We start from the raw sequence: 15,835 nt of genomic DNA on the forward strand, positions 1-15,835 counted from the left end.
GATTTCCATGCGCCAACGAAGCTCTTACCCCAAACCATTCAAAGCCCAAGTCGTTCAGGAATGCCTGCAACCCGGAGCGACGATTTCCAGCGTAGCCATCCATCACGGCATCAATGCTAACGTGATCCGCAAGTGGCTACCGAGTTACCGGGATCAATCGCCTGCAACCTTGCCGGCTTTCGTTCCGGTAAAAACGGTACCAAGGCGAGCATCAGAAGAGATGGTGATCATCTCGCTGCCTCTGGGTGATAAATCCATCACCGTAAAATGGCCAGCCTCGGATCCGGACGGCTGCGCGTGTTTCATTCGTGGCCTGGCCCAATGATTCGCGTCGATGCCATCTGGCTCGCCACCGAGCCCATGGACATGCGCGCCGGCACCGAGACGGCATTGGCCCGAGTGGTCGCGGTGTTCGGTGCGGCGAAGCCGCACTGCGCTTACCTCTTTGCCAACCGTCGGGCCAATCGGATGAAAGTCCTGGTGCACGACGGCGTCGGTATCTGGCTGGCAGCACGGCGCTTGAACCAGGGCAAATTTCATTGGCCAGGCCTCCATCGTGGGACGGAGGTCGAACTCGACCCCGAACAACTTCAGGCGCTGGTACTTGGATTACCTTGGCAACGAGTCGGTGCGTGCGGCGCAATTACATTGCTTTAAATGTTGCCTTTTAGCTGAAGCAGTCAGGCTGCTTTGGTAAAATCCACCCCCATGACTTCCTTGCCCGATCTCGACCAAATGACCCCCGAACAACTGCGCACACTGGCTGCGCAGTTGATGTCCAAGGTCGACACCCAAAGCAGAAAGATCCATCGTGATGAAACGATCATCGAGCAGCTCACTCACGAGATCGCCCTCCTTAAACGTCACAAGTTCGCCAAGCGCAGTGAGCAGATCAGCCCGGCGCAAGGCAGCTTGCTCGACGACCTGCTTAATACTGACCTCGAAGCCATCGAGGCCGAGTTAAAAGCCCTTCATCCAGCACCCGCGCAGGCAGAACCACGCCAGCAACCCAAGCGTGCGCCGTTGCCACCGCAGTTCCCACGCACTGTGATCCATCACGACCCGGACGACACGCAATGCGCGTGCGGCTGCCAGCTTCAGCGCATCGGTGAAGATGTCAGCGAGAAGCTGGATTACACGCCGGGCGTGTTCACTGTCGAGCAGCATGTGCGTGGGAAATGGGCCTGCCGGCAGTGCGAAACACTGATCCAGGCGCCGGTGCCGCCTCAAGTGATCGACAAGGGCATCCCCACGGCGGGCCTGCTGGCGCATGTGATGGTGGCCAAGTTCGCCGACCACCTGCCGCTGTATCGACAGGAGAAGATCTTCGGCCGTGCCGGCCTGGCTATCCCGCGCTCGACACTGGCGCAGTGGGTGGGTCAAACCGGCGTGCAGCTTCAGCCGCTGGTCGATGCGCTGCGCGAGGTGGTGCTGGCCCAGCGCGTGGTTCACGCCGATGAAACGCCGGTACAAATGCTGGCGCCCGGCGAGAAGAAAACCCACCGCGCTTATGTCTGGGCCTACAGCACTACGCCATTCTCGGCCCTCAAGGCCGTGGTCTACGACTTCAGCCCCAGCCGTGCCGGCGAACACGCGCGTAACTTCCTGGGCACGTGGAACGGCAAGCTAGTCTGCGATGACTTCGCTGGCTACAAGGCCAGCTTCGAGCTGGGCATTACCGAAATCGGCTGCATGGCCCATGCGCGCCGCAAGTTCTTTGACCTGCATATAGCCAATAAAAGCCAATTGGCGGAGCAGGCGCTTCACTCGATTGGCGGGCTTTACGGAGTCGAGCGGCACGCCAAGGAAATGAGCGACGAAGACCGTTGGCGATTACGCCAGGAAACGGCAGTGCCCATCGCTGAAAAGCTGCATGAGTGGATGTTGGCTCAGCGTGAACTTGTGCCCGAGGGTTCGGCCACGGCCAAGGCTCTGGATGACAGCCTCAAACGCTGGGTAGCGCTGACGCGCTACCTGGAAGATGGTGCTGTGCCCATCGACAACAATCAGATCGAGAACTTGATCCGGCCGTGGGCGCTTGGGCGGTCGAACTGGTTGTTTGCAGGATCGTTACGCAGCGGCAAGCGGGCGACGGCGATCATGAGCTTGATCCAATCTGCACGGCTAAATGGGCACGATCCGTATGCCTATTTGAAGGACGTTCTCACGCGCTTGCCGACGCAGCGTGCGAGTGAGATTTCCGAATTGCTGCCGCATAAATGGCAACCCGTTTAGTTACGGAAGTCGGGATGCCCTGAGGTATATTGTTGTCCATTCCGTGACCTCGAAACAAACATCAGTAACTCGTGAAACGGGTGCACACTGAGATATCCAGACTGCATTTCAAGAACCAGCTGCACAAATATGACTTCCAACAGCACGAAATTCAGGGTCGGCAACTTACCAGCAGATAGGAAACGATTCCCACCTACCACGACCCATGGTGCTGCGGTGGTGGTTCTCTAGCAACCCCTTCGAGATTTCCATATGAAACCCAATCCTCCAATCGATAACGCACTACGCGTCGCGTTGGTTACAGGATCCACTTCCGGTATCGGCGCAGCCATTGCACGTACACTGAGCCGGGCAGGCTATGCTGTGGTTCTCCATTCGCGAAATTCTGCGGATACGGGTCGCGCTATGGCTGCCGAAATGAAACAGGCTATCTACGTGCAAGCTGATCTTGCTGTTGAAGCTGACAGGGTCAGGCTTGTTAACGAGGCGATCGCCGCGTGGGGTCAGCTCGACGTATTGGTCAATAACGCCGGCATCAGCAGAGTTATTCCGCATAGCGACCTTGCCTCTGCCACTTCGGCGGTGTGGCACGAACTTAACGAGATTAATGTCGTGGCGCCTTTCCACCTAGTCGCATTGGTCGAATCGGCATTGCGCGATGCCGCCCGTTACCGTCGAGCAGGTAGCGTCGTAAACATCAGTTCGCATGCGGGTGTCCGTCCTAAGGGCGCATCCATTCCCTACGCGGTGAGCAAAGCTGCGCTCAATCACATGACCCGCTTGCTCGCGGTGTCACTTGGGCCAGACATTCGCGTAAATGCTGTGGCGCCTGGCTTGGTCGACACACCTCTGACCGCAGAGTGGACAGATGCCCAAGAGTTGTGGCGAGATCGCGCGCCAATGCGCAGGGCCGCTAGCCCAGACGACATTGCAAACGCTGTTGCAATGTTGGTTGATTCGGACTACTTAACCGGTGAGATACTCCTGTCAGACGGCGGATTAAATCTGACCTAGGTTGAGCGCGCTCCGCAGGGGTGGCGCGAGAAGACGAGTTACTTTGCTTTGCCGACGGGCTCAAACGCCGGTCGGATACGATAGCTTTGGAGGGGGGGGCTAGATGACTTTGCCGGACGGATACCCAACGTCGAATGGCGACGACGGTGATCTTAAGAGCTGATGCAGTAGAACAGGTCGGCTTTGGCCTCTTGGTATTTGGTGTACCGAGTCACATACACCCGCTCAGCCTTCAGCGAGCGGAAGAAGCTTATCATCGCGGCGTTGTCCCAGCAGTTCCCCGGAGGTGGGTGGCTGGGCACGATTCGATGTCGCCGAAGCAAGGACTGGTAGCCGTGCGCCCAGTATTGGCTGCCATGATCCGAGTACAGTAGTAATTGTTCTTTCGGCTGTCGGCATGCAACGGCCCTATTCAGAGTAGAATACATCAGAGCTGATCGCCCAACCAACGACAGCGCGTGAATGGAGATCGAGTACACCGGCCAGATACAGCCAGCCTTGGGCGGTACGCACATAGGTCATCTCCGAGACCCTGTTCCGATTGGCGCGATCCGAGGCGAACTGGCGATCTAGCGGGTTCGGGTAATCGGTAGAGCATTACGACCGCTGGAAACCAGTCGCCAACGCTTGTGCGAACAAACACGCAGAACAGCTTCGCGCATCAGTCGATGCGACTCTGCGTCGGACCACACACATGCCCCAAGGCCGCAAACTCGGCCTTGATTCGCCGCGCTGGCCTAGATCCCATTCACCTCGTGGTGGGTGATGCGATCTCTTTGCTCAGACGCCGATTCGCCTTCTCTCTCGCCTAGGGAGGCCGCTGCTGCAGGCATAGAAACCGCTGCGGGATATCTGCAGCAGCCGGCACATCGGTGCTACGGGATAGCGACCGGCCAACGCCTCGATGTCGCCAAACTTCACTTAGTGGGGTTCGAGAAGATGGCGAGTGCCTTTTCTAGTACATCGCGCGCCATGGTGACCTACGCCAACTGCTGGCGTAAGCGACGAAGCGCCGCCCTCTCGCCCCGGTGCTTGCCGTTGCCCGGAAAGGCATCGTCAGCTTGCGGCTCATACTGGCGCATCCATTTGCCCACAGGCTTTCAGCAATGCCCACAGCGTCTCGGCTACATGACGAAGCGGCGTACCAGCAGCACCTGATATACCGCCTCGCGATTGAAGGATTCGGGAAAACGTCTTCTGGTATGGATCATGAACACTCCTTGCCGTAGATATGATCCACCTTAAGTCAGTGTCCACTCAGCCCGGGACAGACCACTCCCCCCGGAACAGGCCGGACTGAAAAGCTGAAGATAGCCGATTTGGATGGTGGCGCTCTCTTGAATGCTAAGCTCGGGATACATCTTAGAACAGGGCCTTATCAGAAGGGGCACGTGTTGCATCCCGTTTTACCGGCCGACATGCCCATCTTGAAGAATAATTATCAAGGCAAGTCCTTGAACTCTTCGCGCAATTGCGGAAGGAAACGAGCCAGATGGTTCATTTCTTGCGCACAGTGCATAAGCATAACGGGACCAAAATGGTCAGCCTTAACGCCCCCAAAGCGGCGCAAGATCGGCTCAACCACCCCCCCAAGCGGTGTTGTTAACAAGCGCCCTGCCCCACCACCGGCAATGGACGCAGATGGTAATCTCAAAACCTCAAGGTCATTCACGAAGAAGCGGGAGCGCATCTCACATCCGTTTGAGGTTGGCCGGATTTGATGAATCAACCAAGCAAAGCTGATCGGAGAGGTGCTAAATCCGCCACGAGCAACGATTGTTGTGCAGCCGGGTTTGGCCTCGAGAAAACCAACAGCCCGTGGGTCAAGAAAGCGCACGGACAAAGGGCTACTATCAGGGCCGAGATACTCATCCACGTATGAAACATTTCCCACATATCGCTGCCTATCGGTGAGACTACGATCAGAACGGCGATCCTGCCCGACGGCAGAATAGAAATGGGCACCGGGATGCCACAGCTTATAACGTGCCGTTTCTACTCCGTGCCACCCGAACCACCAATCCCACTCCTCAGCACAGACGCCTGGCATATCTGTCAAAACTGAGACGAGTATCTTGCCGTCTGGCAGTTGCGCATACCCTGTCTCCATTGCCTCGTAGCCGGGACGAGACATGCGTACCGCTGCTTCATCGATTTGATATGCGAACTCATCAGGTTGGCGACCAACTGCAATGGCCTCAATCACATGCGGTTGAACTTTAGCAACTTGTTCTGTAAAATAATTGGCGTAGGGCTTAGAACAATCACTCTCCCGATAACCAAGGTAGCGTGGTTCAGTTTGATATGACGCGGGCGCTGGAGCAAAGTCGCTTTTTGAAAGTTTATATTTCACCGCACAATCCTCTCAACTGTAAGCTTAAGCAAAATTAAAATGTCCATGTCCATGACCAAAAGTATGATCTCCGATAACTAAATTGAGGTTAAACCTTAAAGCTAGACACGTTACTTTCCAGGGTATCAGCCACAAATTCTATTTTACTGCTGTAAACATCGTTATCAACAGCCGCCTCAGAAACTTTATGCCCTTGCTGTGCGACCCGATTGATAGAAAAACCGAGTTCACCCACAACGTCTTTTTGCTGCGCTGACGCCGAGGCGATCTGTGAATTCATGTCACCAATTAATTGGATAGCTGAATTTATCCTATCAATTGACACCATCGAATCATGCGCCCGCTCCATACTCATGCGAGATAGGGTTTTAGAGGCCACCATTACTTCAACTGCCTTGCCGGCGCCACTATGCAAGCGTTCCATCATATTTGAGATTTCATTTGTAGAGTTCTGAGTACGCTTAGCAAGGTTGCGAACCTCATCTGCAACCACTGCGAATCCGCGCCCAGACTCCCCTGCTCTTGCGGCCTCAATTGCAGCATTTAGCGCCAGGAGATTTGTTTGCTCTGCGATACCCTCAATTTCCTTTAAAACAGCAGAAATTGAACTAATTTCTTTACCCAAAACAGTGACAACATCGCAGGCAAGTGACAGCTCCCCTGAAAGACTTTTCACAGCATCGCATGATTCAATAACAGTCTTAAGCGCGTCCCCGACGCCGCGAACCCCGTCTGCTGAAGCCTCTGCCGCTAGTCTAGCGCTAACGGCCACCTCTTCGGCAGACGCTTCTAACTCCGACACAGACGAAGCGATACTATCAATTTCGATCTGCTGATTGTCTATGCTTTCTCTTGTAAAGTTTGAATTTCTCTTAAGGGCTAATACGCTGCTTTTCAGTTCACCAACTCCGCCTTGCCCCCCCGATACCAACTCATGGATTCGACGTACCAAGTCATTAAACCTTTCAGCCAAATCACCTGCCGCGCCCTTGCAGGAATTATCAAGCCTGAGTGTAAGGTCTACCTTAGCGCCAGCCACATTTTTCAACGCTTCAACGATATCCACAAATGGAGCCAACAAAAAATACTTGCAAACATAAAAAGACACAACAACAACCAGAACAAAACAAGCACAGAAAACCAACAATGTCGAGAAAGTCATTTCTGAGAACATCTATTCCCTCGCACCAGTTCGAAATATAAATAAATATCAATAAGTGCCATAAATAGAAAGTCAAAAACAGCAGTAAGAACGTCCAACAGCACACTATCGAAAAAGCAAGAGGCCTCCTCAGCCCCTCAATGTCTAGGCAGTTAACCCTTACCGAAGGATATCTGAGGAAACCACAACTAACCAATTAGAGGACAACGGTAGCGATACTTAAAATTCCAGTCAGCGCTCTACGATAGGGAGTGTCAAGACCGAATTAAATTCGCCACCAGTGTGTATCACGTGCTTGCCGACGTTAATTGACTCTGGGAAATCAACAGCTGGGAACCATTGCCCGCGCCTCTCATAACCCATAACACTCAGTCGGAGCGTATCTCCAGCACTCCACTTCATGCTGGTGGGCAAAATTGAAATATCTACAGGAACAACTTGACCGCGCGCTAGCTTCTGCTCAGAGTTAAACTTGTAAACCGGTAAATTTTCTTTGGAATTCACACCATCCAACTCTCGCCGAGATACCCGCAAGCGCCCATTGGGACCATTAAATATAGAGAAACCGTATTTAAAAATCCCTTTGCGATGCAAAAAACCAATCAAAGCAACCAAAGGCTTGAATGGAGGAGGCATGATAGATCGGAACAGCGGTTTTCGACGACGCACCTTTTCAACAACCACGTAGATGTCCATGTCATCTGCGTCGTCGCTATGCACCCACAAACGCAATGCGGGATACCCAGAAATCTCTGTGTCTTTAGTGAACTTAACTTCAAATTCTACTTTCCCTTTTCGGTCATCAGACTGATAGCTGACTTCCGAAGAACAAGCCACAGGATCATTAACCAATTTTCGAGCTCGGCCATCTAGATAGAACGATCTAAGAGTGGCACCTTTCGGAGGAAAGGTATCTTCTGGGCGATCAACAACATCTTTCCCACCAAGATCCAATACCGCCATTCTAACACGCGCGGTTTTTTCCCAGTCGTTCTTATTACCTTTGAGATAGCGATCAAAGAAGCGACGCATATCTTCAACATATGCAGGCGTATAAAAATCCGGCCACTCCATCGTATTATGGATACGAAGCCATGAAAGAGCGGGATCTAATTTTCTATACGCTGCAAAGGTGCCCTTACAATGCAGTTGATTTGTATAACTAGCAACCACATATGCTGGAATATTTATATTCTCAATATCGGGTGCCTTGTCAGCCCAATATTCGTCGTAGAAAGGCCGCTCCTTAAGAGCTGCACACACATCCTCAATCATCCCATTGCCATAGCTGTGATCAATTACATCGGCATGAAAACTTGGAAAAGGAATACCCCCACTACAAATATTTTCATGGTAATGATTTGAGAGACCCTCCCATGGAGCAATTGCCTTCAAGTGCGGTGGTCGCACCGCTGCTGCAGCCCACTGAATCATCGCCAGTTGAGAATTCCCCGCCATCCCCACACTGCCATTACACCACGACTGGGCCGCAATCCACTCAATAGCATCATAAGCGTCATTAGCGCTAGAACTACCCTGGAAGTTGTGATCACCTTCTGAATGATCAGTTCCTCGCGCACAAACATACACAACACAATAGCCGTGATCACACCAATACGCAGGATCTGGTGCTTCAAATGATTGCAGACCAGACAGAGAGTCTAGGGGAATGCCTCCGTTAAACGGGAAACGACCTAAATGCCAATACCCACCCATTTTTCCATACGGGGTAAACGACATCACAACCGGTAGTTGCTGAACATCGCCCTCGGGTCGATAAATATTTGCTACGAGTTTAATTCCGTCCCGCATAGGCACGCTGACATCTTGGTCAAGAACAATACTGCAAGGCAGCCTCAACCCCTTTGCAACAAGTTGTTCACCTTTCGGGAACCGTTTGGTGCCTGGCGCAAAAGCCGGTGTGCGCGCCTCGGGCAATAGTGGACTTTTCATCTCAATATAAGGCACAGAGACACCAGGAAGAATATCAGCTCGTTTGACTTTCACAACCCACACCATTCATCTAATGATTACTGGAACTAGGGAGCCACATACTCACGCCAGCACTATCACTACAGGACAGAGTATGAACCCCCTATACGAAAGCTACTACTAGAAGCTCTTCGACACCCCAAACAATATATAGTTATAATCTACATCAAGCCGGGTTCCAGTGCTTGCACCAGAGCCTTCAAGCTTCTCAGGCAATTGTCGTTCATAACCTAACTGTAGGTCGTAACCGTCAGAAAGAGCATAGCTAAAACCAAGCGCAAAGCTCTTATTTGAGATACCTGGGCCACGAAAGAGTCCATCCGCGTACTCAGAGCGCGCAAATTTATCTGCGTGGCTATAGCCAGCGCGAAATACAAGTCGATCTGTAATATCTTGGGAAATGCCAATGCGATAAACAGTCATGTCCTCGTATCCGGACCCCCCTTTCGCATTAAGGAAGTCAACGTCACCCCAATAGATTCGCATCGCATCGGCGGCGATGGTAGTACCAGGTGCGACCTTGTAAGCAAAGCCGACACCAAGTTGCTCTGGCGCATCAAACCTACCATTTGAAGATGCAAATATATCGTTTTTATATCTTCCCCACTCTCCGGCCTTAGTGCGCGGGGTGTACATCATACCAAGGGATAATTGCTCAGTTGCTTCCCATAGAGCCCCTACGCGAAATCCGTAAGCAGTAGCCGAGTCAGAAGTATCTTTTTTCCCAGGAACACCATTAGTCTCAATTGACGTGTACATAATAGTCGGCGAGAAACCGACATAGAAAGACTCACCAAAACGTTTAGTAATGGTAGGTGCGATGGTTATCTGATTGAGAGTGTTACTGGACTTACTTAGACCGGGGATTGGAACGACCTGTTTCTCGTAGTCAGTAGCCATCCCGCTACCAAAAACTGATAAGCCGATTGTGACATCATCACTGAACTGGTAGTTTGCACCCATTTCAGGAATTGCCATCGTCATGTCTTCGATTTCATTATCATTCCCATGGAATGAGTTATCCGCGTCCCCATGGAATATACGCAAACCAAAGTCTACACGCGTACCGACCTTACCCATACCTGCCGGATTGTTAGCTGCGGCGATTGAATCAAGCGGAAGCGCAATCGACGCCCCCCCCATCATCGAGTTCTTTGTCCCATAACCAGACATAATGGTGCCATTACTCGCCATAACAGAAGCGGAAAGCAGAGACAGCGTAGATACCAAAGAAAACTTTGTTAGTTTCATAACTTTCACTCTTTAATTAGCAGCTCTAAGTTTATTAGCTTGCTAGCTACAAAGATTACGTCTGCGTCATACGCAGAACAAAAAATTTTTAGAGCAGCCATCTTGACTGTGACCAAGAGAGAAAGGTCTTGAATGTGATGAGGTGGGTTACTGGTCGAGTTGAACGAGACTCTGCACGCGAGATCATCGAGTTAGCTCCGATTTTTATTTTTGTTTTCTTATCCCGATCTGCGCATTGCGATCGAGGCGCGGTGTAGTCACACATAGGATACACATACACATGTGTATTTATGACGCGTGAAAAACGTTCTGTCAACAGAATTCATTGAGTTTTTTGGCGCCAAGCAAGAATCCGACAAAATGCAATACTGTATGCCAGCTCATACGCTCCACCGCCAGCCAGGCCTCAGGATCAGAAGCTTCGCTACTGCACTGTCAAACACGGCACCGCTCAGCCGTCAGAATCAATCAGAACCCACTTCTGATCCACGGCCCTTACCAGCTCTCGATGTGCTCTTCGCTGCTGACATGACTTTCTGGCGAAAACTCGTAGATGCCATGAGCACCAACCACACGCCCACTGCTCTCCAGGGCCGCACGCAGCGCTTTTCGGAACTCAACGCTTCCTGGGCGGGCACTGCTCAGGGCGTTTGGAGTCGAGGCGGCTATGAGCTGCATAGCGTCATATAAATATGTCCCGAATACAGAAACGCTGTCCGGGCCCATCCCCCGCTCATAGGCTTTTGAGAAGTCGCGCGCTTTTCGCTTTGAGGGATGACTCTCAGGGAGCTGATCCCACACCAAGACAGGTCCGACAGGCAGAACGGCGCCATCCAGCGCCTTTCCTCCCATACGCAAAAATGCCTGATTAGCTGCCGCGTGCGTGTGGTCGATCTGCCCTTTGTATCCGAGTCGCTTCAACTCTGTATGAGGAACTGTCGCGGAGGCTCCTCCGGCAGCAATGAAAATGGCGTCGGGACTGGAGGCCAGGGCTTGTTGCGCCTATACTGATACCGAAGCATCGCTGGGATCGTATCGCTCATCAGAGATAGTTCTGATTCCCGTACTGCCAGCAAAGCGACTCAAAACTCCAAACCACTCATCGCCCTAAATATTGTCACCCTATAATGCCCAGTGATAAGACGCCATGAACCTGCATATACTTGATCAAGGCTTGTGCCATCAACTCATTAGTTTGCGGGATGGTAAAGACCCAGCCCTAGGTTGCCCCCTGAGAAACCAGAGGCGAAAGGATGATGAATGGAGTTGATTTTGATTTCGCAACTTCAGAGATAGGGATAGCGGTGGGAATAATTGAACCTCCGATCAAGACATCGACGTTATGCTCATCGACTAAGCTTTCAAAATTATCTTTTGCCCGACCTGGAATGCTGCCATCATCAATAACCATGTAATCAACTTTTATTCCAGCTATCTCTTTTGGGAATAGTCTGACTGTATAACGCCCAGGAATACCTAAAGATGCCGCAGGGCCAGAGGAGGAGATAGAGAGCCCTACCCTTATGTCCGCCTGCGCCGCTTCCATAAGCGACGCTAGAGCAACAATAATGTGTAAGAAATTCATTCTGTAACTCCAAATTATTGCTCTCATTTTAATGGCTCCAGCCCATTCCCAAGGACGGTTTGAAAAAGGCTGAAAACTTCATATTTCCGGGAAACTCTATTACGCATTCGTAGGTTATGAAAACGCTCGATGCAGTCGAGTAGATACGCTGATGCTTCATCATGGATTCGATACGACAGATGGCCGACGCACTCCCGTTTGAGCTGACCTAAGAAACCTTCACAGACAGTGTTGTCACCGCAATGCTCGACATCGCTCATGCTGCAATCAGTGTGTTGCACTCAGAAAGCGCTGGTGGTCAAGGTCGTCGCCGGCGCGTGAGATCGACTGGCTGGCCAGCTCCATGCTGCTGATCACTTGTTGAGCGGCGTCGACCAAACGGTTGAAGCTATACGCCACCTGGGTCAGCTCGTCGTTGCCATCGAGGGGTAGGAGCATGGTCAGATCGGTCTGCTCGCGCGTCGCGCGGGAAAGCGCCGAGACCGTGTCGTTGAGCGGTGGATGATGGTGCGGATTGGCAGCCGGGCGAACAGTTTGCCGTTGACGTCCTCGAAACCTTCGACCTGCTTACCGACCTGCGCTGGCGCGGTCGGATGCATGACCATCAGGTAGTCGAGGTCGAGGATCAGCAGGTAATTGTCACCCAGATAGCGGATGGTGCTGACAACTTCAGCAGCTTGGCGCTGAGCCTCCTCGAGGCTAAGGTGACCAGCGAACACCTGCTTGTCGTAATGGGCCAACAGGTCGGATGCGGTATCCAACGGGGTGCAAATACCTGAGATCTTCTCTTCCAGCAGGTTACGCTGCAACACAGAGCCTAACCAAAGGCTCAGGCAGACAATGAACACCACTACACTGAGGATCAAAAGCAGGATGCGCGTGCTAGTACGCATGTGTCGCAACCCGGGCACTATCGGTGTATGCCTCAATTGTTGTTAGGGCAAGTTGAAGGCTGCCGCATTCCTGCGGCATCCATAAGCTTTTTTCAGCTGCTGGCTGACAGCCCTCTTTTAGATCTATCTTCGTCAAATAGCTGTCGCAGAAACTCCATCAGATCCGCCCAGGAACGCTGGTCGGCGACCTTGCGGTAGTTGGGAGAAGCCGGATTGCTGTAGGAGTGCAGCGCGCCCGAGTAGCGCTTGAGGCTGTAGCGCACGCCAGCCTCATACATCTCGACTTCGAAGCGCGACAAATCACTCTCGCTCACCAGCTCGTCGGCGTCGCCATGGGCAACCAGAATCACCGCCTTAACCATGCCGGGGATCGCCGGAGTGTCGGTACCGAGCAGGCCATGGAAGCTGGCCACCCCGATCAGGTCGAGCCCTTGACGTGCCATATCGAGTACCACCCGACCGCCAAAGCAGTAACCTATAGCCGCGACCTGCTGATCGCTGACCTGCGGCTGACGGCGTAGCAGCTCCAGACCGGCCTCGAAGCGCATACGCAGCCGCTCAGAATCGGCCAGTGCATCCAAGTGCGCGCTTCATCGGGCGAAGTGGTTGTTTAACCATTTCCATACATGTCGAGTGCCAATGCCGCATAGCCCTGCTTGGCCAATTGACGGGCGCGGTTGCGCGGATAATCGTTATTGCCCCACCACTCGTGCGCCACCAGCACGGCCGGAGTAGGTTCAGTGCCTGCTGGCAGGGCCAAATACGCCACCAGTGGCACACCATCATTGCCTCGGTAATCCAGGCGCTGCACCATCACGCAAGCACTGTCGTTCATGTACGCTTCTCCTGTAAGAGGGCTAAACGAAGGCATCGGCGAAGAAGTTGTCCGCCAGCAAGCCGAGCTGCTCGACGTAGTCACGTCGTGCCGAGTCGACCACGATAGGCGCGCCGCAGGCATATACCTCGAACTCACGCAGGGAGCGGAAATCCCTGAGTACCTGCTGATGGACGAAGCCCGTCGCACCCTGCCAGTCACACGCCTCGCTGGCATCGGACAACACCGGGGTGTAACTGAGCCAGGGCAGTTCGGCGGTCCATCGCAGCAGTTGCTCGTGGCGGTACAGATCCTCACGTCGGCGCCCCCCCCAGTAAAGGTAGACGGGGCGCGTATTGCCCTGCTCGCGCAGTTGCTCGAGCAGCGCCTGGATCGGCGCGAAGCCGGTGCCACTGGCTAGGAAGATCATCGGCGCAGCAGTGTCACGCAGGAAGAAGGAGCCGAATGGGCCTTCCATGCGCAGCATCGCCTTGGGCTGCAGGCCAGTGAAGACGAAGCCGCTGAACACTCCGCCCGGCATATGGCGAATATGCAGTTCCAGCTGATTGCCGCGCAGCGCAGATGTGGCCATCGAGTAACTGCGTCGTGAGCCATCCTTGAGCAGGAATTGCAGGTACTGCCCCGGGAGATAACGGAAGGTAGTGCCTGGCGGCAACGCCACGCGCAGCACCATCACATCGTGGCTGACCTTCTCCAACGTCATTACCCTTCCGGCCGTCTGCTGGATACTTATCCCGCGCAGTTCGGTAACTTCCGGTGCGTCGATGATCAGGTCGGACTTGGCCCGTGCGCAGCAGAATAGTGCCAGCCCCTCAGCACGCTCCTGCTCACTGAGCACATCCATAGGGCTGTCTCCATGATCGACTGTCCCGGATACCAACCGGCCCTTACAACTGCCGCAGGTGCCCTCACGGCAGCTGTGCTTGAGCATCAACCCATCTGCCAAGGCGCCATCGAGGATAGTCAGTTCCTCCGCCAGCTCGAAGCTCTGGCCTGAAGGTTGAATCTTCACTGCATAAGTCATGAGCCTGTCCTCAGTATCACTTGGCGCCTTGCGGCACCGCCATGGTCACGCGCGAAAGGCAGGCCAGAGCGCACTTTTCGTTGTCGATACGCACTTTCCTGATTTGAATCTTGCGCCCGGGCGAGGCGGGCTTGACCGTGCCACAGACAACCCTTCCGACCACGGCCTGGCGCATGATTACCGTTGGTATCCAACCGAGCACAGTAATAAGTAGCGCTGTCCAGAACGAAAGCGCCAACCCAGGAGGCCAGGGACTCGGTGAAGGCGATGGAGGCGCCGCCATGCAACACACCGGCCGAATTGGCGGTGTGCTCGCCCAACGGCATGCTGCCCTTGAGGTCGTCCGCGCCTGCCACCAACAGACCGATACCAAGATTGCCGTTGAGGCTACGGTCACTACGCCGGTTGCAATACTCCAAGGCGAGCTCGCCCCCGAACCAGATCGACATCACCATCAACTCAGAATTTCTGGCGGGCAGCGAGCAGATCCAGCGCCACGTCGACGATCATGTCTTCCTGGCCACCAACCATGCGCCGTTTGCCCAGCTCGACGAGGATGTCGAGAGTCTTCAGTCCGTACTTCTCGGCCGCCACCTCGGCATGACGCAGGAAGCTGGAGTAGACGCCGGCATAGCCCAGGCCGAGAGTTTCGCGGTCGACCCGTACCGGGCGATCCTGAAGCGGCCGCACCAAGTCGTCGGCGGCGTTCATCAGATTGTAGAGGTCGGTGCCGTGATTCCAGCCCATGCGCTCGGCAGCGGCGATGAACACCTCCAGCGGGGCGTTGCCGGCGCCGGCGCCCATGCCGGCCAGGCTGGCATCGACACGGTCACAGCCCTCTTCCACCGCGACGATAGAGTTGGCCACGCCGAGGCTGAGGTTGTGGTGGGCGTGCATGCCAGTCTGGGTCTCGGGATTCAGCGTGGCCTTGAACGCGCGCATACGGTCACGGATGTCGTTCATGTTCATTGCGCCGCCGGAGTCGGCCATGTAGATGCACTGCGCGCCGTAGCTCTCCATCAGCTTGCCCTGACGCGCTAGTTCCTCGGCCGGAATCATGTGGCTCATCATCAAGAAGCCCACGGTATCCATCCCCAAGCTGCGGGCGTATTCGATGTGTTGCTTGGACACATCGGCCTCGGTGCAGTGGGTGGCCACACGCACGGTGCGTGCACCGGCATCATAGGCGGCCTTGAGATCATGCACCGTGCCGATTCCCGGCAACAGCAGCACAGCGATGCGCGCGTGCTCGATGACATCGGCGGCCGCTTCGATCCACTCAAGGTCGCTGTGCGCGCCGAAGCCGTAATTGAAGCTGGACCCCTGAAGGCCGTCGCCATGGGTCACTTCGATGGAGTCGACCCTGGCCTTGTCCAGCGCGCGGGCGATGTCCTGCACGTTCTGGATCGAGTACTGGTGGCGTATGGCGTGGCTACCATCACGCAGGGTGACGTCGGAGATAAAAAGTTTCTTGCCGTTCATATCAGTGTC

General features: G+C 54.0%; 13 protein-coding genes and 2 pseudogenes. 4 read left to right on the forward strand and 11 right to left on the reverse strand.

Annotated features, from left to right (window positions below; translation table 11 throughout):
• The first annotated feature begins 7 nt into the window (after positions 1-7).
• From HX824_RS10255 to HX824_RS10270, 4 genes are all read left to right on the forward strand, one after another.
• Positions 8-325: a transposase gene (locus HX824_RS10255; protein WP_177051940.1), complete on the forward strand. Its 318-nt coding sequence runs from the start codon at positions 8-10 to the stop codon at positions 323-325.
• Positions 322-657 carry an IS66 family insertion sequence element accessory protein TnpB gene (tnpB, locus tag HX824_RS32515; RefSeq protein WP_177051942.1) on the forward strand — a complete coding sequence of 112 codons (336 nt, stop codon included), beginning with the start codon at positions 322-324 and terminating at the stop codon, positions 655-657. Before HX824_RS10255 ends, tnpB begins: the two co-directional genes overlap by 4 nt.
• Positions 658-708: 51 nt before the next feature.
• Positions 709-2,235, forward strand: a complete 1,527-nt coding sequence (locus tag HX824_RS10265; protein WP_177054512.1) for an IS66 family transposase — start codon at positions 709-711, stop codon at positions 2,233-2,235.
• A 252-nt stretch (positions 2,236-2,487) separates the two neighbouring features.
• Positions 2,488-3,249 (forward strand): SDR family NAD(P)-dependent oxidoreductase, encoded by a 762-nt coding sequence (locus HX824_RS10270; RefSeq protein WP_177051946.1) that lies wholly within the window; start codon positions 2,488-2,490, stop codon positions 3,247-3,249.
• A gap of 1,441 nt (positions 3,250-4,690) precedes the next feature.
• On the opposite strand, the gene HX824_RS10280 is transcribed toward HX824_RS10270, so the two are convergent.
• The 11 genes and pseudogenes from HX824_RS10280 to dmpG form a co-directional block, all read right to left on the reverse strand.
• A complete protein-coding gene (locus HX824_RS10280) occupies positions 4,691-5,602 on the reverse strand; it encodes a DAPG hydrolase family protein (protein ID WP_177054513.1) in 912 nt (303 codons plus the stop codon).
• A gap of 88 nt (positions 5,603-5,690) precedes the next feature.
• Positions 5,691-6,185: pseudogene (locus HX824_RS32885) on the reverse strand (methyl-accepting chemotaxis protein); the annotation flags it as partial.
• A gap of 810 nt (positions 6,186-6,995) precedes the next feature.
• Positions 6,996-8,771: a CocE/NonD family hydrolase gene (locus HX824_RS10290; protein WP_177054514.1), complete on the reverse strand. Its 1,776-nt coding sequence runs from the start codon at positions 8,769-8,771 to the stop codon at positions 6,996-6,998.
• 105 nt (positions 8,772-8,876) lie between these two features.
• Complete coding sequence (locus HX824_RS10295; protein WP_177051119.1) at positions 8,877-10,007, reverse strand: OmpP1/FadL family transporter; 1,131 nt, start codon at positions 10,005-10,007, stop codon at positions 8,877-8,879.
• 495 nt (positions 10,008-10,502) lie between these two features.
• A complete protein-coding gene (locus tag HX824_RS32890; RefSeq protein WP_177051276.1) occupies positions 10,503-10,997 on the reverse strand; it encodes an ABC transporter substrate-binding protein in 495 nt (164 codons plus the stop codon).
• Between the two features lie 229 nt (positions 10,998-11,226).
• Positions 11,227-11,592, reverse strand: coding sequence for an ABC transporter substrate-binding protein (locus HX824_RS10305; protein WP_177051121.1), 366 nt, complete (start codon positions 11,590-11,592; stop codon positions 11,227-11,229).
• 267 nt (positions 11,593-11,859) lie between these two features.
• The gene (locus tag HX824_RS32520; protein WP_256346964.1) at positions 11,860-12,030 is read right to left on the reverse strand and encodes a hypothetical protein; all 171 of its coding nucleotides are present in this window, start codon (positions 12,028-12,030) and stop codon (positions 11,860-11,862) included.
• A gap of 2 nt (positions 12,031-12,032) precedes the next feature.
• On the reverse strand, positions 12,033-12,485 hold the full coding sequence (locus HX824_RS10310) for a cache domain-containing protein (protein ID WP_256346965.1): 453 nt from the start codon (positions 12,483-12,485) through the stop codon (positions 12,033-12,035).
• Positions 12,486-12,577: 92 nt separating this feature from the next.
• A pseudogene (locus HX824_RS32895) lies at positions 12,578-13,356 on the reverse strand (dienelactone hydrolase family protein).
• Positions 13,343-14,344 (reverse strand): CDP-6-deoxy-delta-3,4-glucoseen reductase, encoded by a 1,002-nt coding sequence (locus HX824_RS10320; RefSeq protein WP_177051122.1) that lies wholly within the window; start codon positions 14,342-14,344, stop codon positions 13,343-13,345. Before HX824_RS10320 ends, HX824_RS32895 begins: the two are co-directional and overlap by 14 nt.
• Positions 14,345-14,803: 459 nt before the next feature.
• Positions 14,804-15,826, reverse strand: a complete 1,023-nt coding sequence (dmpG, locus tag HX824_RS10325) for a 4-hydroxy-2-oxovalerate aldolase (RefSeq protein ID WP_177054515.1) — start codon at positions 15,824-15,826, stop codon at positions 14,804-14,806.
• Positions 15,827-15,835 lie beyond the last annotated feature (9 nt).

The sequence above is a fragment of the Pseudomonas sp. D4002 genome, assembly GCF_013385665.1.
GTDB lineage: Bacteria > Pseudomonadota > Gammaproteobacteria > Pseudomonadales > Pseudomonadaceae > Aquipseudomonas.

Excerpts from the sequence above, each read along its gene's own strand:
- HX824_RS10255 (WP_177051940.1), top strand. The coding sequence starts at position 8 with ATGCGCCAACGAAGCTCTTACCCCAAACCATTCAAAGCCCAAGTCGTT.
- tnpB (WP_177051942.1), top strand. The coding sequence starts at position 322 with ATGATTCGCGTCGATGCCATCTGGCTCGCCACCGAGCCCATGGACATG.
- HX824_RS10265 (WP_177054512.1), top strand. The coding sequence starts at position 709 with ATGACTTCCTTGCCCGATCTCGACCAAATGACCCCCGAACAACTGCGC.
- HX824_RS10270 (WP_177051946.1), top strand. The coding sequence starts at position 2,488 with ATGAAACCCAATCCTCCAATCGATAACGCACTACGCGTCGCGTTGGTT.
- HX824_RS10295 (WP_177051119.1), bottom strand. The coding sequence starts at position 10,007 with ATGAAACTAACAAAGTTTTCTTTGGTATCTACGCTGTCTCTGCTTTCC.
- HX824_RS10305 (WP_177051121.1), bottom strand. The coding sequence starts at position 11,592 with ATGAATTTCTTACACATTATTGTTGCTCTAGCGTCGCTTATGGAAGCG.
- HX824_RS32520 (WP_256346964.1), bottom strand. The coding sequence starts at position 12,030 with ATGCTCCTACCCCTCGATGGCAACGACGAGCTGACCCAGGTGGCGTAT.
- HX824_RS10310 (WP_256346965.1), bottom strand. The coding sequence starts at position 12,485 with ATGCGTACTAGCACGCGCATCCTGCTTTTGATCCTCAGTGTAGTGGTG.
- HX824_RS10320 (WP_177051122.1), bottom strand. The coding sequence starts at position 14,344 with ATGACTTATGCAGTGAAGATTCAACCTTCAGGCCAGAGCTTCGAGCTG.
- dmpG (WP_177054515.1), bottom strand. The coding sequence starts at position 15,826 with ATGAACGGCAAGAAACTTTTTATCTCCGACGTCACCCTGCGTGATGGT.